The sequence below is a fragment of the Dorea longicatena genome (assembly GCF_024168045.1).
Lineage (GTDB): Bacteria > Bacillota > Clostridia > Lachnospirales > Lachnospiraceae > Dorea_A.
Genome location: NZ_CP100126.1, coordinates 1,263,451 through 1,285,458 on the forward strand (window position 1 = coordinate 1,263,451; position 22,008 = coordinate 1,285,458).

Sequence of the window (22,008 nt, forward strand, 5' to 3'; positions counted from 1 at the left end):
ATAATCATATGAATGTACCAAAGCATGTTGCAATCATATTGGATGGAAATGGCCGTTGGGCAAAGGCAAAGGGAATGCCCCGGAATTATGGTCACGCACAGGGCAGTAAGAATGTAGAGCGTATCTGTGAGGAAGCATGGAGAATGGGGATTAAGTACTTGACTGTCTATGCATTTTCTACAGAAAACTGGAATCGTCCGGATGATGAAGTCAATGCATTGATGAAGCTTTTACGTAATTATATGAAGACATGTCTGAAGACAGCAGCAAAGAATGATATGAAGGTTCGTGTGATTGGAGATATCACCAGACTGGATGAAGATATTCAGAAGAGAATTCTGGAACTGGAAGAGGCAACGAAGAATAATAGCGGTCTGAATTTCCAGATTGCGATCAATTATGGAAGCCGTGATGAGATGGTCCGTGCAATCCGGAAGCTTGCAAAGGATTGTATAGATGGAAAAGTGAATCCAGAAGAGATTGAAGAACAGACATTTGAACAATATCTGGATACAAAGGGAATTCCGGATCCTGATCTGATGATCCGCACAAGCGGGGAACTCAGACTTTCCAATTATCTGTTATGGCAGCTGGCGTATACAGAGTTTTATTTTACAGATGTTCCATGGCCGGATTTCAGTAAAGAAGAACTGGAAAAGGCGATTGAACAGTATAATCACCGCGACAGACGTTACGGCGGTGTGAAGGAGGAAGAAGAACAGAATGTTTAAGACAAGATTATTAAGTGGGATTGTTCTGGTCATTATCTTAATAGCAACAGTTGGAACCGGTGGCGGATTGTTGTTCGGTTTTCTGGCACTGATCAGTCTGATCGGATTGTCGGAACTTTATAAAGTTGTGGATGTGCAGAGCAAGATATTAGGCTTTACCGGTTATCTGGCAGCCGTTGTATATTACGGAATCTTATATACCGGACAGATGCAGTATGTGACATTTCTTACGATTGTATTTCTGGTCGTACTGATGGCGGTATATGTATTTTCATTTCCGGTATTTAAAGCAGAGCAGGTGATGACGGTATTCTTTGGTGTATTTTATGTTGCAGTGATGCTGTCTTATGTATACCAGACAAGAATGCTGGATGACGGAGCTGTTGCAGTATGGCTTATCTTTTTGAGCTCCTGGGGATGCGACACTTGCGCGTACTGCGTAGGTATGCTTCTTGGAAAGCATAAGATGGCACCGAAGTTAAGCCCGAAGAAATCTGTAGAAGGTGGAATCGGTGGAATCGTAGGAGCAGCTCTTCTTGGGGCAATCTTTGCTCTTGCAGCGAATAAGATTACAGGAGCAGGTGTGAATCCGGGACAGTATGCAATTATCTGTGGAGTTGGAGGAATGATCTCACAGATTGGTGATCTTGCAGCTTCTGCGATCAAACGTAATCATGACATTAAAGATTATGGAAAACTGATTCCGGGACATGGCGGAATTCTTGACAGATTTGACAGTGTTATCTTTACGGCGCCGATCATTTATTATCTTGCAACATTTCTTGCAGGCAGATTGTAGGAGGTTCATATGAAAAAGATAGCAATTTTAGGTTCCACTGGTTCTATCGGGACACAGACGCTGGAAGTGGTCAGAGAGAACGGCGATATTGAAGTGCTTGGACTGGCAGCCGGAAGTAATATTAAGGTGCTGGAAGAACAGATCCGTGAATTCCATCCGCAGATCGTGGCTGTATGGTCAGAAGAAAAAGCAGAGGAATTACGTGTGAATGTAGCAGATACGGACACGCAGATCGTGGCAGGCATGGATGGACTTCTGGAAGTCGCAACCATGAATGATACAGAGATTCTTGTGACAGCGGTTGTCGGTATGATCGGTATCCGTCCTACAATTGAAGCAATCAAGGCAGGAAAAGACATTGCACTTGCCAATAAAGAGACACTGGTAACAGCTGGGCATATCATTATGCCGCTGGCAAAAGAGATGGGAGTATCGATTCTCCCGGTAGACAGTGAGCACAGTGCCATTTTTCAGTCATTACAGGGCAATCGTCACGGGGCGATTCATAAGATTCTTCTGACCGCATCCGGCGGCCCGTTCCGTGGCAAAAAGTCAGAGGAACTGATGGAAATCAAGGTGGAAGATGCATTGAAGCATCCGAACTGGTCAATGGGGCGTAAGATCACAATTGATTCCTCTACAATGGTCAACAAAGGTCTCGAAGTCATCGAAGCTAAATGGTTATTTGATGTAGATGTGGATCGGGTGCAGGTTGTAGTACAGCCACAGAGTATTATTCATTCTATGGTAGAGTATGTAGATGGTGCGATCATTGCAGAGCTTGGAACACCGGATATGAAGCTTCCAATCCAGTATGCATTATATTATCCGGAGAGAAGATTCCTCCCGGGGGACAGAGTAGACTTCTGGACATTGGGAAAACTGGAATTTGAGAAGCCGGATACAGATACATTCTATGGATTGGAGCTTGCATACGAAGCAGGAAGAAAGGGCGGGAGCCTTCCGACTGTATTCAATGCAGCAAATGAACTTGCGGTAAGCCAGTTCCTGAACAGAGAAATCAAGTATCTGGAGATCACGGAGATCATCGAAGACTGTATGAAGGCACACAAAAATATTGAAAATCCAACATTGGAACAGATTCTGGAGACAGAAGCAGCGACCTATGAAAGAATCAACAGCAGGAGGTAATTAGAAATTTGGGAATTATATTAGCAATCTTGTTATTCAGCTTCATCGTATTTTTTCATGAGCTGGGGCATTTCTTACTGGCGAAGAAAAATGGAATTGATGTAGATGAGTTTGCTATAGGAATGGGACCGGCAATTTATTCAAAAGAATATAAAGGGACCAGATACGCCGTACGTATCCTTCCAATCGGAGGGTTCTGTGCGATGGGGGAAGATGAAGAGGCGAATGATTCGCCGAATAACTTTAATAATAAATCCGTATGGGCGCGAATCTCAGTCATAGCGGCAGGGCCTGTGTTTAACTTTATTCTGGCTTTTATCTTTGCAGTGATCATAACGGCAATGGTTGGTTACGATAAGCCGGTGATCGGGGCAGTGGAATCCGGATATCCGGCAGCAGAAGCTGGTTTAAAAAAAGGTGACGAGATCGTGCAGATGGGGAATAAAAAGATCCACATTTTCCGTGAAGTCAGTTTTTATAATCAGTTTCACTCTGATGAAGACGTGGTTGTCACTGTGCTGAGAAACGGAAAAGAAAAGACCGTTACACTGACTCCGAAGATGGACAAAGAACTGGGATATAAGAGACTCGGAATCGGCAGTTCCGGTTATACCAAAGCCAATGCACTGACGGCGGTCAAATATGGCGGCTATGAAGTGAAATTCTGGATCTGCACGACACTGGACAGTTTGAAGATGTTAGTGACCAGACAGATTGGAGTGAACGAACTTTCCGGACCGGTCGGAATTGTTAATACGGTAGATACCACCTATAAGCAGAGCCGTTCCTATGGTCTGTTTGTCGTCATTGTAGAGATGCTGAATCTGGCAATTCTGCTGTCGGCGAACCTTGGTGTGATGAACCTTCTGCCGCTTCCGGCACTGGATGGGGGACGACTGGTATTCCTGATCATTGAAGCAATCAGAGGAAAGCGTGTGCCGCCGGAGAAAGAAGGGTATGTACATTTTGCAGGGATCGTGCTGTTGATGGCGCTTATGGTGTTTGTGATGTTTAATGATGTGCATCGGATATTCTTTGGGGGATAGAAGAAATAGGTATTATTTTTGAACAAAAGGCATGTGAAAAATGAAAGGTCATTTTTTCCATGCCTTTTTAAAGCATTCGTTGATATAGAATTCAAAGTTAGCATTTTCCCATGTGGGGAAAATGGTTGTCAGTTCAATTCCGCAATCCGCGATACCCCCACATATATCTCCGATATCTTATACCAGGTCGTATAATCCACTTCTCCGGTCTGAGGCAGTCCAAAGACTTTTTGAAATACCCGGACAGCTTCGGCAGTTGCCGGTCCATAGATACCGTCAGCAGTGATCTTTGGAATAGCCGGATAAGCACCTGCAATCACATTTAACTGCTCCTGCATCTGCCGGACTTTGTTGCCGGATGAGCCAATCTTCAGAGTATAACCAGGCCAGGAGGACGGAATGCCGGAGATGGCTTCGGCGGTGTTGATGTACATGTCATCACCATAATAATAGCGTAGGATTTCGATAGGGGAGTAGCCCTGATCGCCTAATGATTTGGATCCCCATTGTGTCATCCAGTTCGGACACTGCACCTGCCGCCCGTCACAATACTGTGTCAGTATCGGCTGCTTCACATTCGGTCTGGAAAGATAATCGGCAAACAACTCATCGACGATCACAGAGATTGTATCATAGATATTCCGTTCAGGAATCCATTTATGGTCAAAAGCGGTAGATGAGGTAATCGTGAAATCATATCCTTTGTTCCGGTACCATTCTGTATACACACGGTTCAGTGTAAAGGACATGATCGCCAGAACATTTGCCCGGATTGTATCTTCAGGCCAGGTAGCATAGATTTCGCTGGAAGCCACATTTTTGATATAGTCTTTATACTTTACGTAATAATTTCTTGCAGTAGAATCCCGCGGGCTTCCATCGTGGACAACAATATATTCAGGAACGACGACACGACTTAAGACAATCTCACCGGATTCAATGGTTGGCTTGATCTCATCCTCTGGAATCTTGGGCGGGTATGTGGCATATAATGTATGAGCGGGTATGACGAATATAGATTCATTTTCTTCCTGGTTATCGACGGGTTTCATGCTGACATTCTGCAGGGCTGTTACGTGGGGCAGAATCTCTGCTCCGGCAATGCTGACGGATTCATATCCGGCAGCAGATATTTGTAAGGTGTATTCTGAATACGGCTGAATCTCATTTTCAGGGTCCAGGCTGTATTCCAGCGGTGGTGCGGCGAGATCGATCATATCGGTCTGTCCGGAACTGTCGGTAGTAAGCTGCTCTAAAGGAGTTTCCGGGATACCGGTGTAGGAGATGGAAATCCGGGCTCCCTGAATCGGATATGCAGTGATGTCGGAGACAAGATTGATCTGCAGACGGCCTTTATCAGGAGTATCCTGAGTGGTTGGAGTCGCTCCATTCATAATAATAGGACCTCTTTTAAGACTCTGTTACTGACAGAGTATGCAAAAGTAAGAAAAATGTGAGAATTGCGGAAAGAGAAAGAAACCGGTATAATAAAGTATTCCTACATTATGCAGGAAATCATAAGAATGATAGAAACAGGAGCGAAAAAACAGAGCATGAAAAGAAGACATTTGCGAATATATAGAAAAAGAAGAGAAAAGAAAACGCTCATCCTGATTCTGATATGCATCTTACTCATAGGGATCGCGGCAGCAGAGCGAATCGGATACATAGATATGGAACAGTTTATTTCCGATAAACAGGAAGCGATTCCTTATCAGAAAGTATCCAAAACGGCAGAAGAGAACACAGAAAAATACTATTACCGGCAATTGCCGGAAGAACAGAAGCAAGTTTATCGGGAAATCCTGGAAGGTGTCAGAAATCATACAGAGGAGATCTATGTACATGATACAGATGCGGATGAGACGAATCAGATATTCCGGAAGCTGATGAAAGATCAGCCGGATATCTTCTGGTGTGATGGAACAGCGACAGCTACAACGCATAAGGGAACGGAAAGCTATACGGTTCTGAAACCAAAATATTTTTATACAGCTAAGGAAAGCCAGACGATGCAGACAGAGATTACGCAGGTGGCAGCAAAGTGGCTGGCAGGTCTGGATGCTGATGCAGATGAGTATCAAAAAATTCTCTATGTGTATGAAAAAATCGTAGATGAAGTGGACTATGACGAGAGTGCACCGGATAACCAGAACATTTACAGTATATTTGTCAACAGGCAATCCGTATGTGCCGGATATTCAAAGGCAACGCAATACTTACTGGAACAGCTTGGTGTGTTCTGTACTTATGTGACAGGAAAGACGACAGAAGGCGGAAACCATGCATGGAATCTGGTGAAGTGCAACGGCGATTATTATTACGTTGACACAACCTGGGGAGATCCGGTGTTTCAGCAGGAAGAAGGCGAGGATATATCCCAGGATACAAATCAAGAAACAGACACTTCCGGGAATAAAACAAATATCAGTTATGATTACATGTGCTGTGATGATACACAACTGTTCCAGACACATATCCTGGATAAAGACACGCAGATGCCGGAGTGCAGCAAGATGGATTGCAATTATTATGTGGTAAATGGAATGTATTACACGCAGTATGATGCGGAACAGGCATTGGGAGCCATGAACCAGACAATCTGGACGAAGAAAAGTGCGACCACTTTCAAGTTCTCTGACAATGCGGTTTATCAACAGGCGCATGATGACATTTTCCAGAAAGAACTTGCAAAAGCAGCGCAGAATCTGGCAGACTACTATGGGTTATTACAGGTGAAGTACCAGTACATCGATGATCCGAGATTACACAAGATTGTAATATTTTGGCAGTATTCATAAAAAAACAAAAATATCCGTTGAAAATCCTCGGATTATGTAGTATAATTTTTACAATTTGTGAAGACATAAATTGTCTGGTACCGATGGATTAAAACAGGGCAGTTTTGTGCTTGCACAAACTGCCTTTTGTTCTATATTTTTAAGAAAAAATTCCTTGTTACAACGAATTTTTTTTGCCCAAATATAGGAATATACCTGAGGGACGGCGGGATGGCTTCATAAAAAAGAAAAAGAAACACAGAAGGGAAAAGGTGAATATATGAAAGCATTTCTTATATTAGAAGACGGGACTGTCTTTACCGGAACCAGTATCGGTTCGACAAAAGACATGATTAGTGAGATAGTGTTTAATACTTCAATGACAGGTTATCTGGAGGTATTAACCGACCCTTCTTATGCGGGACAGGCCGTAGTAATGACCTATCCATTGATTGGAAATTATGGCATCACACCGGATATGGAGTCAAGGAAGGCATGGCCGGATGGATATATCGTAAGAGAACTTTCCAGAATGCCAAGCAACTTCCGTTGTGAAGGAACAATTCAGGATTTCCTGAAAGAACAGGATATTCCGGGAATTGCAGGAATTGATACACGTGCCCTTACAAAGATTCTTCGTGAAAAGGGAACCATGAATGGAATGATCACCACCAATGAGAATTATAATTTAGACGAGATCCTTCCGAAGCTAAAAGCTTATACAGTTGGTGATGTGGTATCAAAAGTAACATGTGATGAAAAATATGTCTTAGAAGGCAATGGACCAAAGGTAGCTCTTATGGACTTTGGTGCGAAAAAGAACATTGCCAAGTCTTTAAATGAACGCGGCTGTGAAGTAACAGTCTATCCGGCAGGTACAAAGGCAGAAGAAATCATTGCTTCTGAACCGGACGGTATTATGTTGTCTAATGGACCTGGAGATCCGGAGACATGCGTATCTATTATCGAAGAGATCAAGAAATTATACAATACTGATATTCCTATTTTTGCAATTTGTCTTGGACATCAGCTTATGGCACTTGCAAATGGCGCAAAGACTTATAAGTTGAAATATGGACACCGCGGCGGTAACCATCCGGTGAAGGATCTGACTAACAACAGGGTTTACATTTCTTCACAGAATCATGGTTATGCAGTTGACGGTACGTCAATTGACCCGAAAGTAGCAAAAGAAGCGTTTATCAATGTTAATGACGGAACCAACGAAGGACTTGCATATGAAGGAAAGAACATTTTTACAGTTCAGTTCCATCCGGAAGCTTGTCCGGGACCACTGGATTCCGGATACCTGTTTGACAGATTTATGGATATGATGAAAGGAGCAAAATAATGCCTAGAATTAAAGATATTAAGAAAGTATTAGTAATTGGCTCTGGTCCTATTATCATTGGACAGGCAGCGGAGTTTGACTACGCAGGTACACAGGCCTGCCGTTCGTTAAAAGAAGAAGGTCTGGAAGTAGTTCTGCTGAACTCTAATCCGGCTACAATCATGACAGATAAAGATATCGCAGACCGCGTATACATTGAACCTCTGACAGTTGAAGTAGTAGAACAGCTGATCTTAAAAGAAAAACCAGACAGTGTTCTTCCGACACTTGGCGGACAGGCAGCGCTGAACCTGGCTATGGAACTTGAAGAAAATGGATTCCTTAAGAGAAATAATGTACGTTTGATCGGTACTACTTCCGAGACGATCAAAAAAGCGGAAGATCGTTTGGAATTCAAGATGACGATGGAGAAGATCGGTGAGCCTTGTGCAGCTTCTAAAGTCGTAAAGGATGTGCAGACAGGTATCGAATTCGCAGAAAGCATCGGATATCCGGTTGTACTTCGTCCGGCTTATACACTTGGCGGAAGCGGCGGAGGAATCGCTGACAACAGAACAGAACTCGTAGAGATCCTGGAAAACGGACTTCGTCTTTCCCGAGTTGGGGAAGTTCTGGTAGAACGTTGCATCGCAGGATGGAAAGAGATCGAGTACGAAGTAATGCGTGACAGCAATGGTAACTGCATTACCGTATGTAATATGGAAAATCTGGACCCTGTAGGTGTACATACCGGAGACAGTATCGTAGTAGCACCTTCTCAGACACTGAGCGATAAAGAGTACCAGATGCTCCGTACATCTGCTCTTAATATTATCAGTGAGTTAAATATCACTGGTGGATGTAACGTACAGTATGCGCTGAATCCAGATTCATTTGAGTACTGTGTAATCGAGGTTAACCCTCGTGTAAGCCGTTCTTCTGCACTTGCATCTAAGGCAACAGGATATCCGATTGCCAAGGTTGCAGCAAAGATCGCTCTTGGATATACACTGGACGAGATCAAGAACGCAGTAACAAAGAAGACATACGCAAGTTTCGAGCCTATGCTTGACTACTGTGTTGTAAAGATCCCGAGACTTCCATTTGATAAGTTCATCAGTGCAAAACGTACACTGACAACACAGATGAAAGCGACCGGAGAAGTTATGAGTATCTGTGATAACTTCGAGGGAGCACTTATGAAAGCCATCCGTTCTCTGGAACAGCATGTAGACAGCCTTATGTCTTATGACTTCTCTCATTTAAAAGGAGAAGAACTGTTAGAAGAACTGAAAGTTGTAGATGACCGTCGTATCTGGAAAATCGCAGAAGCAATCCGTCAGGGCATCAGCTACGAAGACATTCACAGAATTACAAAGATTGACAACTGGTTCATTGACAAGATCGCAATTCTTGTAGAGATGGAACAGAAATTAAAGACAGAAGAATTAACAGCAGAGACATTAAAAGAAGCAAAACGCTTAGAGTTCCCGGATAATGTGATCGCAGAACTGACAGGAAAGACAGAGCGTGAGATCCATGACCTTCGTCATGACAATGGCATCACCGCTTCTTATAAGATGGTTGATACCTGTGCGGCTGAGTTCGCAGCAGAGACACCATATTACTACTCTGTATTCGGAAGTGAGAATGAAGTAGTTGAAACTTCCGGCAAGAAGAAAGTACTGGTACTTGGTTCCGGACCGATCCGTATCGGACAGGGTATCGAGTTCGACTTCTGTTCTGTACATTGTACATGGGCATTTGCCAAAGAAGGATACGAGACGATTATTGTAAATAACAACCCTGAGACAGTAAGTACAGACTTCGATATCGCTGACAAGCTGTATTTCGAGCCTCTGACACCGGAAGATGTAGAAAGTATCGTAGATCTGGAAAAACCGGACGGAGCAGTTGTACAGTTCGGTGGACAGACAGCGATCAAGCTGACAGAATCTCTTATGAAGATGGGCGTTCCGATTCTTGGAACATCTGCTGAAAATGTAGATGCAGCCGAAGACCGTGAGCTGTTTGATGAGATTCTTGAGCAGTGCGAGATCCCAAGACCGACAGGTGGAACTGTATTTACAGCAGAAGAAGCGAAGAAAGTTGCAAACAGACTGGGTTATCCGGTACTGGTAAGACCTTCTTACGTACTTGGCGGACAGGGAATGCAGATTGCGATCAACGATCACGATATTGATGAGTTTATCGGAATCATCAACCGTATCGCACAGGATCACCCAATCCTGGTTGATAAGTATTTACAGGGTAAAGAGATAGAGGTTGATGCCGTATGTGACGGAGAAGATATCCTGATTCCTGGTATCATGGAGCATATCGAGCGTGCCGGAATCCATTCCGGAGACAGTATCTCTGTATATCCTGCACAGAGCATCTCTCAGAAGACAAAAGAGACGATTGCCGAATATACAAGAAGACTTGCAAAATCCTTACATGTAATCGGACTGATTAACATCCAGTTCATCGTATGTGGAGAAGATGTATATGTAATCGAAGTTAACCCTCGTTCCAGCCGTACTGTTCCATACATCAGTAAGGTAACAGGTATTCCGATCGTACCACTTGCAACAAAAGTGATCATCGGACATAAGATCAAAGAACTTGGATATACGCCTGGATTACAGCCGGAAGCAGATTATTTTGCAATTAAGATGCCGGTATTCTCATTCGAGAAAATCCGTGGTGCAGATATCAGCCTTGGACCTGAGATGAAGTCTACCGGAGAGTGTCTGGGAATTGCCAAGACATTTGATGAGGCTCTTTATAAAGCATTCATCGGTGCCGGAGTCAAACTTCCAAAACACAAGAACATGATCATGACAGTTCGTGATGAAGATAAGGAAGAAGCAGTAGAGATCGGACGCAGATTCGAGAAGATCGGTTACAAGATCTTTGCTACAGAAGGAACTGCCAAGGTTCTGACAGATGCCGGAGTAAAGGCTATGACAGTGAATAAGATCGAGCAGGAATCACCGAACCTTATGGATCTGATCCTCGGACATAAGATCGACCTGGTTATTGACACACCTCCGCAGGGAGCTGATCACTCAAGAGACGGATTCGTGATCCGTAGAAATGCGATTGAGACAGGTGTCAATGTACTGACAGCGATCGATACAGCAAAAGCACTGATCACCAGTCTGGAGAATACAGATATCCAGAAGCTGACACTGATTGATATTGCCAAAATTAAATAAAGAAAATTAGAAGTGGCATACAGCATTCGTATTTGCGGTATGCCGCTTTTTTTTGTTACCAGATATCGACAGAACCTGCCATTGACAGTTTTTCGAACATATGGCAGTTATAAAATCAAAAAATTAAAAATATATGATCATTTATCTCATGTAATACGTTCTATATATAGGGGACGCCCTTAGGAGGAAGAATTTTGATGCGTGAAAATGAATTACTTAGGAAGATAGCAAAAGGTGAAACAGAATACTGGGAAGAATTGATCGGGATGTATTACGAAGATATCCTCCGTTATTGTATCTACCATGCGCCAGATAAGACGGCGGCAGAAGACGCGGTACAGGAGACATTTCTGAAAGTGATCCGGTATATGCCTAACTACAGACACCGGGGGAAGTTCAGGGCATTCTTATATAAGGTCGCTGCGAATACCTGCAAAGACCAGTGGAGGAAATGTGCAAGGGAAGAATGGTTTGATACAGACAGTGAGGAATCGGATGGCGAGAAAAAGCTGTCTGAAGAAATGATCTATCTGGAAACCGGTTATGCAAAGACAGAAGGTAATATCAATTTCCTAAGACTGATCCGGGAGCTTTCAAAGGAGCAGAGAGAAGTGGTATATCTAAAATATGCACAGGAACTTTCGTTTCGTGAAATCGCAGAGATACTCGGAATTCCGGCAAGAACGGTTCAGTCAAGGCTCAGGATTTCATTGAAGAAATTAAGAAAAAAGGAGGGAAAGCCGGATGCGTAGGAGACGGGAAACAATCGAAGAGGAGTATTTATATAAAGCATTGCAGTTAAGAGAATCGCTGCAGGTAAGCGAAGAGAAAAAGTCGGAACAGATCGAAAAAATCATGGAAATGAGCAAGGCTGACCGACTGAGCGAGAGGAAGAAAGCCCGGACAGGTTTTACAGAATTTCTGATTCGTCAGATTCCGTTCATCGGATGGAAGATGTGGAGCATACAGGCGCTGGTAATGATAACTGCGCTCATATTCTTCTGTGGAACAGACCGGGGGGCAGTGGATATGACATGGCTGCTCACGGGAAGGCAGCTTGCGTTTTGGGTCGGAGCACTGGGAACTGTTATGGCGATGATCGGGATCCCTTATGTGATGCAGTCTTTCCGGTATCGGATGTATGAGATGGAAAAAGCGGCAAAGAATGGATTTGCAAGGATGCTTTTAAGCAGGATGGTTGTATTGTCAGTCGGAGATCTGGTTACTGTCCTGTTGTGCATGATCATGATCAGCAGTAAGAATTATGCATCGGCCGGTATGGTTCTGCTGTGGTATCTGGCACCGTTATTCTTGATAGGAAGCTTCTGCACGGGGTGGATGCAGAAGATAGAAGCAAAATTTGATATGGAAGATCAGACCTTAAGATGTATCCAGATTTGTGAAGGTGCCTGTGTGGGACTTTTGATTTTGCAGTATCTTTTATACATCAAGCTGCCATCTGTGTATGGAAATACGGGATGGTGGATCGGCATTCTCGTGATTGCGGCAGGAGCTATGCTGTATCAGGGAAAGAAGGTTATCATCATACAATCTTAAAAATAGAAATGAATCACAGAAGCTTTTGCAAAGAAAGGAATAAAATATGAAACTTGAAATATGTGATGTCAGTAAACAATATAAGGATAAATGTGCTGTTGATCATGCGAACCTGACACTGACACCGGGAGTCTGGGGACTCCTTGGAGCTAACGGTGCAGGCAAGACGACGCTTATGCGGATGATCGCCGGGATCATGAAGCCGACTGGCGGTGAGATCCGTTATGACGGGATCGAGATCGACACACTGGGAGAAAAATACAGAGATATCTTCGGATATCTGCCGCAGGAATTCGGATTCTATCCAGGATTCTCGGTACAGGATTATCTGGAATATATGGCCGCATTAAAAGGAATCGGCAAAAAAGAGACGAAGGAAAAGATACAGGAACTGCTGGAGATTGTATCACTTACCGATGTCAGAAAGAAGAAGATTGTAAAATTATCCGGCGGAATGAAACGCCGTGTGGGAATCGCACAGGCATTGTTGAATGACCCGAAAGTACTCATCTTAGATGAGCCGACCAGCGGTTTGGATCCGGGAGAGAGAATGCGTTTCCGTAATCTGTTATCGGAGTTCGGAAGGAACAGGATTGTATTGATCTCCACACATATCGTGTCGGATGTGGAATATATTGCCACCTGCAATGCGATTATGAAAGACGGGAAGATTGCAGCAGTAGGAGAGACAGAAGAACTGGTAAAAGAAGTCGAAGGAAAAGTCTGGAATGCAGTTCTTGATATGGCAGAGGCAATGACTTATGAGACGAAAGTTCCGGTGGTGAACATTTACAACCGTGAAGATGGCAAGACGGTACTGCGTTATCTGGCAGAGCGACCGGTCATTTCGGGATCGGAACCGGCGGATGCAAGAATGGAAGATTTGTATCTGTGGATGTTCCCGGAGCAGGGAAAGGAGGAAGTACGATGAGACTGTATGTATTAGAATTAAAACGTCTGCTGAAGACGAGAAGTGTCGGTATTTTGATCATTGCGGCACTGATACTTTCGGCAGTGCTGTCCTATCTGCCGGTAACTTATATCCAGGCTTATAAGACAGACAAGTCGGGAACAATCCAGGTGGTCACCGGAATCGAAGCGATAAAGGCAAAAAAAGCAGACAAAAAAGCACTGCATGGCGAGATGACAGAAGCAAAGATCCGTGAGACAATCGCAGATATAAAAGAAGTATTGAAAGAATACGGGTCTCTGGAGCGGCAGAATATTCCATTGGACGTATATGTGAAAAAAGTATATTCGCATCTGGATATCATTGCAGTACTGGAACAGACGATTATTCCAAATGGAAAGAACCTGTATACATTGGAGTATTCAGAGATCAGTGAAGATGATGCGAAGAATGTATATACTGCATACCGGGAAAATGTTCAGAATCTGAATAAAAATCCGGAAGTTCAGAAGAAAATCAATCAGATGACGAAACATATACAGATACCACTTGCTTATTATTCGGAGTTTACAACTGATCAGCTGGACTATTATCAAATCTATCTGTTCCTGGTAATGATCTTCTTCATGGTGATCATAACACCGGTATTTGCGACCGAGTATCAGACTGGATCGGATCAGATTCTGCGCTGTACGAAACATGGAAGATTTCGTCTTGCCATTACAAAGATCGCTGTGGTATTTACATTAATTTTCGCAGTATTTGCGGTCGGAACGACAGTCTTTTCTATTATAATGCGTATATTATATGGCGCGGAAGTATTTAAAAATCCATTGCAGATGCTTGGATATCTGTACTATATTCCTGCATTTACAGTAGGAAAAATGTATAAGGTCATGGTTGCGGGTGGGCTGCTTTCACTTGTGGCAGTTGGAGCGAGTATACTGTTCTTTTCGGCAAAATGCAAGACAGTACAGTCGGCACTGATCTGTGCATTTGCAACTGCATTTGTACCGATGGTTATTTTTACAATATCAAACAGCCGGAATATTCTGGAGATTTTAAGGTGTATCTTCCCGACCAGCGGACTTGCCTTTATGAACAGTCTGGAGGGAGAATTGCTTGCCAGAAACTTTGTACAGATTGGCAGTGGATATTACTGGACACCATATATTATTGCGATTGCGGCGGCAATCTGGATTCCGGTATTTCTGGTCATAACGGTGGTGAGTTATTGTAAAAGGGAAGCTTAAGAAACAGTGAAATAACAGAGAAAAATAAATAATAAAAACGAAAAAAAGAACTGTGTAATCTGTGTGTTCAAAAATAAGTAAATAAAAAAGTTGACAAAACACGATGTACATGATATGATACCAATCGTTGCTTGTAACAAATTTGTAATATTTGTAATAAAGTTGCAAAAAGTGAATATACTTTATTAAAAGAAATGTAAATCATTGCAACAAAATCAGGAGGGTATTTATATTATGTTAAAAGCGAAGAGACTGAAATCAATGTTCGTGCTGTATTCGGCATGTGCAGTAATGGCAACTGGTTTTACCAGTCAGGCAGCCTCTGAACGGCCGGAAGTAACAACAATCACAGAGACAAAAAAGGAAGATGCGAATACACATACCGCTGTACAGACAATATCACAGAGTATCGTTGCATCTGCACAGGAGATGACAGATGCAAGCCAGCAGGTGATCGCAGAAAATATAGCAAAAAAAGAAGAGGAAGAACGTATTGCAAGAGAAAAGGCAGAGCAGGAAGCAAGGGAACAGGCGGAACGCGAAGCAAGAGAAGCGTACGTAAGAGCGAATCAGGAACTAATGGCATCCATCATCTATTGCGAAGCCGGTAATCAGCCATATGAGGGGCAGGTTGCTGTAGGTGCGGTTATTATGAATCGTGTCAAGAGTGGGAGCTATCCGAATTCCATCGAAGAAGTCATCTACCAGTCCGGACAGTTCGGACCGGCCACAACCGGATGGCTGAACAGAGTCAGAAGTTCAAAGGGATATTCACAGACGGCTCTTCAGGCAGCTGTAGATGCATTGAATGGATCAAATCCAATCGGAAGCTGCCTTTATTTTGACCAGGGAGGTTCCGGAATGAAGATCGGAGCGCACTATTTCCATTAGGATTCAAACAGAATTCCAAAGAAATCTTAAGAAAGCCGGAATTGACAATTGTATAACGGTTGTATTACGATAAAAGGGCAAAAGTTTTAAACTTTTGTCCTTTTTATAAAGTATGGGGAGATAAAAAAATTGTATAAAATTTTAATCGTGGAAGATGATGAGACAATAGCAGGTGGACTGAAAACCCATTTGGAGAAATGGAATTATCAGACAGAGTGTATGACAGATTTTAAAGACGTAATGGGTAAATTCTTGGAATTTGAACCGCAGCTTGTGTTATTGGACATTGTGCTTCCGTTTTTTAATGGGTTTCACTGGTGTCAGGAGATCCGGAAGATATCAAAGGTGCCGATTATCTTCCTGTCATCTGTGAATGACAATATGAATATTGTGATGGCAATGAATATGGGCGGCGATGAATTCATCGAGAAACCATTTGACCTGAATGTGGTGACGGCAAAGGTGCAGGCCGTGTTAAGAAGAACCTATGAATTCCGTGGAACGGCAGATATCATGGAGTGGAATGGTGCGATCCTGAATCTGGCAGATGCAACAGTTTTGTATCAGGATCAGAAACAGGAACTGACGAAGAACGAATTTAAGATCTTGCAGATGCTTCTGGAAAATACGGGGAAGATCGTAAGCCGTGAAAGTATTATGACGAGACTCTGGGACAGCAATGAATTTATTGATGACAATACACTGACGGTCAATGTGGCAAGACTTCGTAAAAAAATGGAACAGATTGGCCTTGGTGGAAAGATCATCACAAAAAAAGGAATAGGATATATGGTGGAGGCATGAAACTTTTAATAGCATTTTTAAAAGATAAAACAAGAGAGATCAGCCTTTATGCCGGAACGGTCGGAATATTTATTGTTGTAGCATTTCTTTATAATATCAGGATGGATGCGTTGAAATATGCACTGCTGCTGGTGATATTGTGGCTGCTCCTTTATGTAATAACGGAATATCATCGCTTCCGGAAGAAGCATCTTCTGCTGGAACGGTTTAAGAAGAGCACGCAGGAGTGCACAAAAGAACTTCCAGAGTGCAGGAATCTTCTGGAATTGGATTATCAGGAATTACTGGGGATCTTTGATGAAAAGATTCTGGAGTTGAAATCAGAGGCAAGAATCAAAGGCCAGGACTTAAGTGATTATTATGGTATGTGGGCGCATCAGATCAAGACACCTATCGCTGCGATGCACATATTGCTGCAATCGGTGGAAGATGAAAACCCGGCACTGCCGGAATTAAAAGAGATGAAGATGGAACTTTTTAAAATGGAACAGTATGTGGAGATGGTGCTGACGTATCTCCGCATGGAAGATATGTCAGGGGATCTGCAGTTTGAGAAGGTATCTTTAGATAAGATTCTGAAACAATCTGTCCGGAAATATTCTCAGATGTTTATTTTTCAGAAGATCCGTCTGGATTACCGGCCGGTGGAACGAATAGTTCTTACAGATGAAAAATGGCTGGAGTTTGTGATAGAACAGATTTTGTCTAATGCTTTGAAATACACAAAGAATGGCGGCGAGATCAGAATCTGTCTGGAAGAAAAAAGAGGACGGGAGTGTCTGGTGATCGAGGATAATGGAATCGGTATTCAGGCAGAAGATCTTCCTAGAGTATTTGAAAAAGGGTTTACCGGATATAATGGAAGAGCAGATAAGAAGTCTACCGGGATTGGACTGTATCTTTGCAAAAAGATCATGGATAAGATGGGACATAAGATATGGATTGATTCAGAGGTGGGAAAAGGAACCCGTGTATATCTGGAATTGACAAGGAAAGAATGGAATCCGGAATAACGATCAGACAAAAAGAGAAAACCTTACAGGAATGTAAGATTAAACAGGGGAAATGTCACATGCTTCGATGGCAGGATATTTCCTCTTTTTTTATAATAGATACCGTAAAGAAGAAATCTTAAAAAGAAAGGAAGAAAAACTTATGTCATTACTGGAAGTAAAAAATGTGAAGAAGATATATACGACTCGTTTTGGGAGCAATCAGGTAGAGGCTTTAAGAGATGTGAATTTTACGGTAGAACGCGGGGAATATGTTGCAATCATGGGAGAGTCTGGATCGGGAAAGACGACTTTGCTGAATATTCTGGCGGCACTTGATAAACCGACAGAAGGAAAGGTTTATTTAAAAGACAGGGATCTGGGAAAATTAAAAGAAAAAGAGATCGCAACGTTCAGACGTCAGAATCTCGGCTTTGTATTTCAGGATTTTAACTTGTTAGATACATTTTCATTAAAGGATAATATATTCCTGCCACTGGTATTATCCGGAAAGAAATATCCGGAGATGGAAAAGAGATTAAAACCGATTGCAGAAAAACTTGGAATTGAAAAACTACTGGAGAAATATCCATATGAGGTGTCCGGTGGGCAGAAACAAAGAGCTGCAATTGCAAGAGCGCTGATCACGAAACCACAGCTGATTCTTGCCGATGAACCTTCGGGAGCACTGGATTCGAAAGCGGCAGACAGTCTGATGAATCTTTTTACAACGATTAACCAGGAAGGTCAGACGATTGTTATGGTGACACATAGTGTGAAAGCGGCGAGTAGTGCGAAAAGGGTGCTTTTTATCAAGGACGGAAAAGTATTCCATCAGCTTTACAGGGGGAATCTTACGAACGAAGAAATGTATGAAAGAATTTCAGATACGCTGAAGATTCTTACCACAGGAGGTGAGGAGGATGAATAATTTCATCTATGAAAAACTTGCTGTGACCAATCTTAAGAATAACCGTAAGACCTATGTACCTTATATCTTTACCGGTGTTCTGACTGTCATGATGTTCTATATTATTGATGCGCTGAGCAGAGGGAAAGGTATTACACAGGATACATTAAAGATATGTCTGCAGTATGCAACGGGTGTGATTGTTGTATTTGCAGTGATTTTTCTGTTCTATACAAATAGTTTCCTGATCAAGCGACGAAAGAAGGAGATCGGGGTATACAATATTCTGGGAATGGGAAAACGGCATATTGCACGAATGATGGCGGTTGAGACGATCCTGACGGCTGGAATCAGTATTCTTGGCGGTCTGGTGTTTGGAATAATATTTGGGAAACTGATGTATCTGCTGCTCCTTAAGATTCTGCACAATAGCGTAGATATGCAGTTTTCGGTCAATGGGACTGCAATTGTACAGACTGTCATATTATTTGCAGGAATTTTTCTTCTGACGTATTTATATAACATTTTACAGATACAGCTGGTGAATCCGGTGGAACTTCTGCACGGAGGCAATCAGGGGGAGAAAGAGCCGAAGAGCAGATGGCTGCTTGTGATCGTCGGTGTGGCGGCACTTGGCAATGGTTACTGGATTGCACTTACAACAGAGGCACCGTTAGAAGCACTTTTGAAATTCTTTGTTGCAGTGGTCTGTGTGATTATTGGAACTTATGCACTTTTTATTGCCGGAAGCATTGTGGTATTGAAAATACTCCGGAAAAATAAAGCTTATTATTATAATCCAAAGCATTTTACCAGTGTATCAGGCATGATCTATCGTATGAAACAAAACGGAGCGGGACTTGCGAACATCTGTGTGTTAAGTACGATGGTGCTGGTTATGGTATCCACAACGGTATCTTTGTATGCGGGAATGGAAGATATCCTGGACTCACGTTTTCCGAGAGATGTTTCAATTGTCTGCAAACAGGCAGATGTGGACCATGAAGAGATCATTGAACGTTTGCTGAAAGAGCAATGTGAAAAAGCAGGTGTGAAAATAACCGACAGAGTCTGGTACAGATATGGAAGTATGAATGCGGTTCTGAAGGGAGATAAACTGGAAAATGTGGATCAGTATTATCCGGATAATCATTTCTACTATGTAGAGATGATGACACAGGATGAGTATAACCGGATAGAAAAACGGAATGTATCGTTAGAGGAACAGGAGATACTGACCTATACCTCGAACGGCAAATGTGGGAAAAAAGAGATAAACATTGCAGGACGGAACTATCAGGTGAAAAAAGAACTGTCCGAGATGACGAGTCAGCCGAAGAGTACGGCAGAAATGTACAAGACATTATATATTGTATTTGCAAATGCAGAGCAGATTGAACGTATCGAGCCATTTTCTTATGCAGATAAATTCAACCTGAAAGGAGATGACGGAAAACAAAAAGAGGCACTGGAACAGATACAGAATGAATTTTATGAAAAGATCCCGGACGGAATGATGGAAAGCCGTATGTTAAGCCGTTCTTCTTTTTATGAATTGTATGGCGGACTGTTCTTTATTGGAATCTATCTGGGAAGTATGTTTATTATGGCAACGGTACTGATCATTTATTATAAACAGATATCGGAAGGTTATGATGACAGGGAGCGTTACCAGATCATGCAGAAGGTTGGCATGAGTAAAAAAGAAGTGAAGCGTTCCATTCGAAGCCAGGTCTTAAGCGTATTCTTCCTCCCGCTGATTGTAGCGGTGATCCATGTTGCAGTAGCCTTTAAAGTAATGACAAAAATTCTGGGAGTATTAAATCTTACGAATGTATCGTTGTTTGCGGTATGCACAATCATTACGATAGCGGTGTTTGCGGTATTCTATATCATCGTTTACAGTATAACTGCGAAAGAATATTACCGGATCGTGAATTAAGATTAAGGGTTTACCATTGACTTTGTATCTTTCAGGTTGTATTGTTGTTTTAGAATGTTTTACGAATCAAGGAGGAACTTAAAAATGACAAGAGAAGGCGAAAGAGAACTGGTAAAAGTGGAACATGTAAATGGCGGAGACGGTTATATTGTAAGAGAAGCAATGGTTACTTCGGAAGAAGTTGGAGAAGCATGTAAGATGTATGCCAAGATTCATCTGGATCCGGGATGTGAAGTAGGATACCATTATCATCATGGTGAGACGGAGTCTTACTTCATTCTGACCGGACACGGAACTTATGACGATAACGGTGAAAAACAGCCGGCAAATCCTGGCGATTTGTTCCTGTGTAAAGACGGAGATGCACATGGAATTAAGAACACCGGTGATGAAGAACTTACCTTTATGGCATTGATCTTAAAAAAATAACATAGGAAAATATGAAAAACACCTGTCTGTAACTGGGATCATTTCAGGAATGATACCGGGCCGCAGACAGGTGTTTGTATTGCCATGCATTCGGAAGAAGCTGCCAGTGGCAGGTTCTCTGCATTGATTATAATGAACGGAATACATCCAGCAGCCGGTCATTATCCTCTGGATTCATAATGCAGAACCGTACATATTCTCCGTTCAGGCTTTCGAAAGAAGAACAGTCCCGGATCATGAAATTCTGGTGAATCGCTTTTTCAAAGACATCGAAAGAAGTGAGTCCTTCTTTTAAAATCCTTACAAGGACAAAGTTGGCATAAGCAGGATAAATCTTTACAGTATCCAGTTCAGAAAGCTCTTTGCACATTCGGGTGCGCTCGGAATCAATGAGAGTCCAGGTCTTCTTAATATAATCGGTATCTTTCAACATCCGTTCTCCGGCATAAGCTCCGACACTGTTCAGGCTCCACGGATTCTGGTGGGTAAGAAGCGTCTGAAGAAATGCCTGATTACTGGTGAGACCATAACCAAAGCGAAGTCCAGGTGCGGCGAAGAACTTGGATACACCGCGGATGACCATGAAGTTGTCGAATTCCGGTACAAGAGAAACTGCAGAGAGGGAAGTGCCTTCCGGTGCGAATTCGATATAAGTCTCATCGATCATAACGAAGATACCAAGTGACCGGCATACGGTTAACAGCTTTTTCATATCAGCGGTACTGATGGCTGAAGAGGTCGGGTTGTTCGGATTACAGATGATCAGAAGATCAATATCACTTTTCAGTGTATCGGTCAGATCGGAAATATCCAGTCTGAAATCCTGTTCTTCTTTCAGATTATAATATTCCAGTGTGCCGCCGACCAGATTCAGCTCTCTTGCATATTCGGAATAGGTCGGTCCCAGAAGCAGCGCTCTTTTTGGTGCGCGCTGGCTGATCAGAAGTGAGATAAGCTCCGTAGAACCATTTCCGACAACAATATGTTCCGGCGAGGTATTGGTATATGCAGCAATTGCTTTTTTCAGATCTGTATAATCTCTGTCTGGATAACTGCTGATGATATCCAGATGTTCTGCGAGATCTTTTTTTACCTGTGCGGATAATCCGAGCGGGTTTACATTGGCACCGAACAAAACAATCTTTTCCCTATCAAGGTGATAATAATCTGCGATCTTTTCCAAATCGCTTCCGTGAAATTCTGGCTTTTTTTTCATAATTTTCCATCCTATCGACACAATTTTGATATTTTCTCTTTCCGG

General features: G+C 42.6%; 19 protein-coding genes. 17 read left to right on the forward strand and 2 right to left on the reverse strand.

Features of this window, described 5'->3' with window-relative positions; translation table 11 throughout:
• Positions 1-8 precede the first annotated feature (8 nt).
• The 4 genes from NKF87_RS05990 to rseP are packed head-to-tail and all read left to right on the forward strand — an operon-like array spanning position 9 to position 3,728.
• Positions 9-731 carry an isoprenyl transferase gene (locus NKF87_RS05990; protein ID WP_117598065.1) on the forward strand — a complete coding sequence of 241 codons (723 nt, stop codon included), beginning with the start codon at positions 9-11 and terminating at the stop codon, positions 729-731.
• A complete protein-coding gene (locus NKF87_RS05995; protein ID WP_055281126.1) occupies positions 724-1,530 on the forward strand; it encodes a phosphatidate cytidylyltransferase in 807 nt (268 codons plus the stop codon). The genes NKF87_RS05990 and NKF87_RS05995 overlap by 8 nt, the downstream gene beginning before the upstream one ends.
• A gap of 9 nt (positions 1,531-1,539) precedes the next feature.
• Positions 1,540-2,682, forward strand: a complete 1,143-nt coding sequence (locus tag NKF87_RS06000) for a 1-deoxy-D-xylulose-5-phosphate reductoisomerase (RefSeq protein ID WP_253584215.1) — start codon at positions 1,540-1,542, stop codon at positions 2,680-2,682.
• Between the two features lie 8 nt (positions 2,683-2,690).
• Positions 2,691-3,728, forward strand: a complete 1,038-nt coding sequence (gene rseP / locus NKF87_RS06005; RefSeq protein WP_118378672.1) for an RIP metalloprotease RseP — start codon at positions 2,691-2,693, stop codon at positions 3,726-3,728.
• Positions 3,729-3,856: 128 nt separating this feature from the next.
• On the opposite strand, the gene NKF87_RS06010 is transcribed toward rseP, so the two are convergent.
• On the reverse strand, positions 3,857-5,122 hold the full coding sequence (locus NKF87_RS06010; protein ID WP_253584217.1) for a peptidoglycan-binding domain-containing protein: 1,266 nt from the start codon (positions 5,120-5,122) through the stop codon (positions 3,857-3,859).
• A gap of 129 nt (positions 5,123-5,251) precedes the next feature.
• Between NKF87_RS06010 and NKF87_RS06015 the strand changes: the two genes are divergently transcribed.
• The 13 genes from NKF87_RS06015 (at position 5,252) to NKF87_RS06075 (ending at position 20,747) form a co-directional block, all read left to right on the forward strand.
• Positions 5,252-6,529: a transglutaminase domain-containing protein gene (locus NKF87_RS06015; RefSeq protein WP_253584219.1), complete on the forward strand. Its 1,278-nt coding sequence runs from the start codon at positions 5,252-5,254 to the stop codon at positions 6,527-6,529.
• A gap of 259 nt (positions 6,530-6,788) precedes the next feature.
• Positions 6,789-7,859 carry a carbamoyl phosphate synthase small subunit gene (locus NKF87_RS06020; protein ID WP_028086254.1) on the forward strand — a complete coding sequence of 357 codons (1,071 nt, stop codon included), beginning with the start codon at positions 6,789-6,791 and terminating at the stop codon, positions 7,857-7,859.
• Positions 7,859-11,059, forward strand: a complete 3,201-nt coding sequence (carB, locus tag NKF87_RS06025; protein ID WP_117598060.1) for a carbamoyl-phosphate synthase large subunit — start codon at positions 7,859-7,861, stop codon at positions 11,057-11,059. Before NKF87_RS06020 ends, carB begins: the two co-directional genes overlap by 1 nt.
• A 197-nt stretch (positions 11,060-11,256) precedes the next feature.
• Positions 11,257-11,811: an RNA polymerase sigma factor gene (locus tag NKF87_RS06030; protein WP_330642810.1), complete on the forward strand. Its 555-nt coding sequence runs from the start codon at positions 11,257-11,259 to the stop codon at positions 11,809-11,811.
• A complete protein-coding gene (locus NKF87_RS06035) occupies positions 11,804-12,616 on the forward strand; it encodes a hypothetical protein (RefSeq protein ID WP_117598058.1) in 813 nt (270 codons plus the stop codon). Before NKF87_RS06030 ends, NKF87_RS06035 begins: the two co-directional genes overlap by 8 nt.
• Positions 12,617-12,662: 46 nt before the next feature.
• Positions 12,663-13,547, forward strand: a complete 885-nt coding sequence (locus tag NKF87_RS06040; protein ID WP_117598057.1) for an ABC transporter ATP-binding protein — start codon at positions 12,663-12,665, stop codon at positions 13,545-13,547.
• Complete coding sequence (locus NKF87_RS06045; RefSeq protein ID WP_118309847.1) at positions 13,544-14,779, forward strand: ABC transporter permease; 1,236 nt, start codon at positions 13,544-13,546, stop codon at positions 14,777-14,779. The genes NKF87_RS06040 and NKF87_RS06045 overlap by 4 nt, the downstream gene beginning before the upstream one ends.
• Positions 14,780-15,013: 234 nt before the next feature.
• Complete coding sequence (locus NKF87_RS06050; protein WP_117598055.1) at positions 15,014-15,670, forward strand: cell wall hydrolase; 657 nt, start codon at positions 15,014-15,016, stop codon at positions 15,668-15,670.
• A 129-nt stretch (positions 15,671-15,799) separates the two neighbouring features.
• Complete coding sequence (locus tag NKF87_RS06055) at positions 15,800-16,474, forward strand: response regulator transcription factor (RefSeq protein WP_118378668.1); 675 nt, start codon at positions 15,800-15,802, stop codon at positions 16,472-16,474.
• Positions 16,471-17,487, forward strand: a complete 1,017-nt coding sequence (locus NKF87_RS06060; RefSeq protein WP_253584223.1) for a sensor histidine kinase — start codon at positions 16,471-16,473, stop codon at positions 17,485-17,487. Before NKF87_RS06055 ends, NKF87_RS06060 begins: the two co-directional genes overlap by 4 nt.
• Before the next feature lie 142 nt (positions 17,488-17,629).
• Positions 17,630-18,397 carry an ABC transporter ATP-binding protein gene (locus tag NKF87_RS06065; RefSeq protein WP_028086259.1) on the forward strand — a complete coding sequence of 256 codons (768 nt, stop codon included), beginning with the start codon at positions 17,630-17,632 and terminating at the stop codon, positions 18,395-18,397.
• Positions 18,390-20,318, forward strand: a complete 1,929-nt coding sequence (locus NKF87_RS06070; RefSeq protein WP_253584225.1) for an ABC transporter permease — start codon at positions 18,390-18,392, stop codon at positions 20,316-20,318. The genes NKF87_RS06065 and NKF87_RS06070 overlap by 8 nt, the downstream gene beginning before the upstream one ends.
• 84 nt (positions 20,319-20,402) lie before the next feature.
• Positions 20,403-20,747, forward strand: coding sequence for a cupin domain-containing protein (locus NKF87_RS06075; RefSeq protein ID WP_022416046.1), 345 nt, complete (start codon positions 20,403-20,405; stop codon positions 20,745-20,747).
• 127 nt (positions 20,748-20,874) lie between these two features.
• Here NKF87_RS06075 and NKF87_RS06080 read toward each other — a convergent pair whose 3' ends face one another.
• A complete protein-coding gene (locus NKF87_RS06080; RefSeq protein ID WP_253584227.1) occupies positions 20,875-21,963 on the reverse strand; it encodes a pyridoxal phosphate-dependent aminotransferase in 1,089 nt (362 codons plus the stop codon).
• Positions 21,964-22,008 lie beyond the last annotated feature (45 nt).

Excerpts from the sequence above, each read along its gene's own strand:
- NKF87_RS06080 (WP_253584227.1), bottom strand. The coding sequence starts at position 21,963 with ATGAAAAAAAAGCCAGAATTTCACGGAAGCGATTTGGAAAAGATCGCA.
- carB (WP_117598060.1), top strand. The coding sequence starts at position 7,859 with ATGCCTAGAATTAAAGATATTAAGAAAGTATTAGTAATTGGCTCTGGT.
- NKF87_RS06070 (WP_253584225.1), top strand. The coding sequence starts at position 18,390 with ATGAATAATTTCATCTATGAAAAACTTGCTGTGACCAATCTTAAGAAT.
- NKF87_RS05990 (WP_117598065.1), top strand. The coding sequence starts at position 9 with ATGAATGTACCAAAGCATGTTGCAATCATATTGGATGGAAATGGCCGT.
- NKF87_RS05995 (WP_055281126.1), top strand. The coding sequence starts at position 724 with ATGTTTAAGACAAGATTATTAAGTGGGATTGTTCTGGTCATTATCTTA.
- NKF87_RS06030 (WP_330642810.1), top strand. The coding sequence starts at position 11,257 with ATGCGTGAAAATGAATTACTTAGGAAGATAGCAAAAGGTGAAACAGAA.
- NKF87_RS06075 (WP_022416046.1), top strand. The coding sequence starts at position 20,403 with ATGACAAGAGAAGGCGAAAGAGAACTGGTAAAAGTGGAACATGTAAAT.
- NKF87_RS06035 (WP_117598058.1), top strand. The coding sequence starts at position 11,804 with ATGCGTAGGAGACGGGAAACAATCGAAGAGGAGTATTTATATAAAGCA.
- NKF87_RS06015 (WP_253584219.1), top strand. The coding sequence starts at position 5,252 with ATGATAGAAACAGGAGCGAAAAAACAGAGCATGAAAAGAAGACATTTG.
- NKF87_RS06020 (WP_028086254.1), top strand. The coding sequence starts at position 6,789 with ATGAAAGCATTTCTTATATTAGAAGACGGGACTGTCTTTACCGGAACC.
- NKF87_RS06060 (WP_253584223.1), top strand. The coding sequence starts at position 16,471 with ATGAAACTTTTAATAGCATTTTTAAAAGATAAAACAAGAGAGATCAGC.
- NKF87_RS06050 (WP_117598055.1), top strand. The coding sequence starts at position 15,014 with ATGTTAAAAGCGAAGAGACTGAAATCAATGTTCGTGCTGTATTCGGCA.
- NKF87_RS06040 (WP_117598057.1), top strand. The coding sequence starts at position 12,663 with ATGAAACTTGAAATATGTGATGTCAGTAAACAATATAAGGATAAATGT.
- NKF87_RS06000 (WP_253584215.1), top strand. The coding sequence starts at position 1,540 with ATGAAAAAGATAGCAATTTTAGGTTCCACTGGTTCTATCGGGACACAG.
- NKF87_RS06045 (WP_118309847.1), top strand. The coding sequence starts at position 13,544 with ATGAGACTGTATGTATTAGAATTAAAACGTCTGCTGAAGACGAGAAGT.
- NKF87_RS06010 (WP_253584217.1), bottom strand. The coding sequence starts at position 5,122 with ATGAATGGAGCGACTCCAACCACTCAGGATACTCCTGATAAAGGCCGT.
- NKF87_RS06065 (WP_028086259.1), top strand. The coding sequence starts at position 17,630 with ATGTCATTACTGGAAGTAAAAAATGTGAAGAAGATATATACGACTCGT.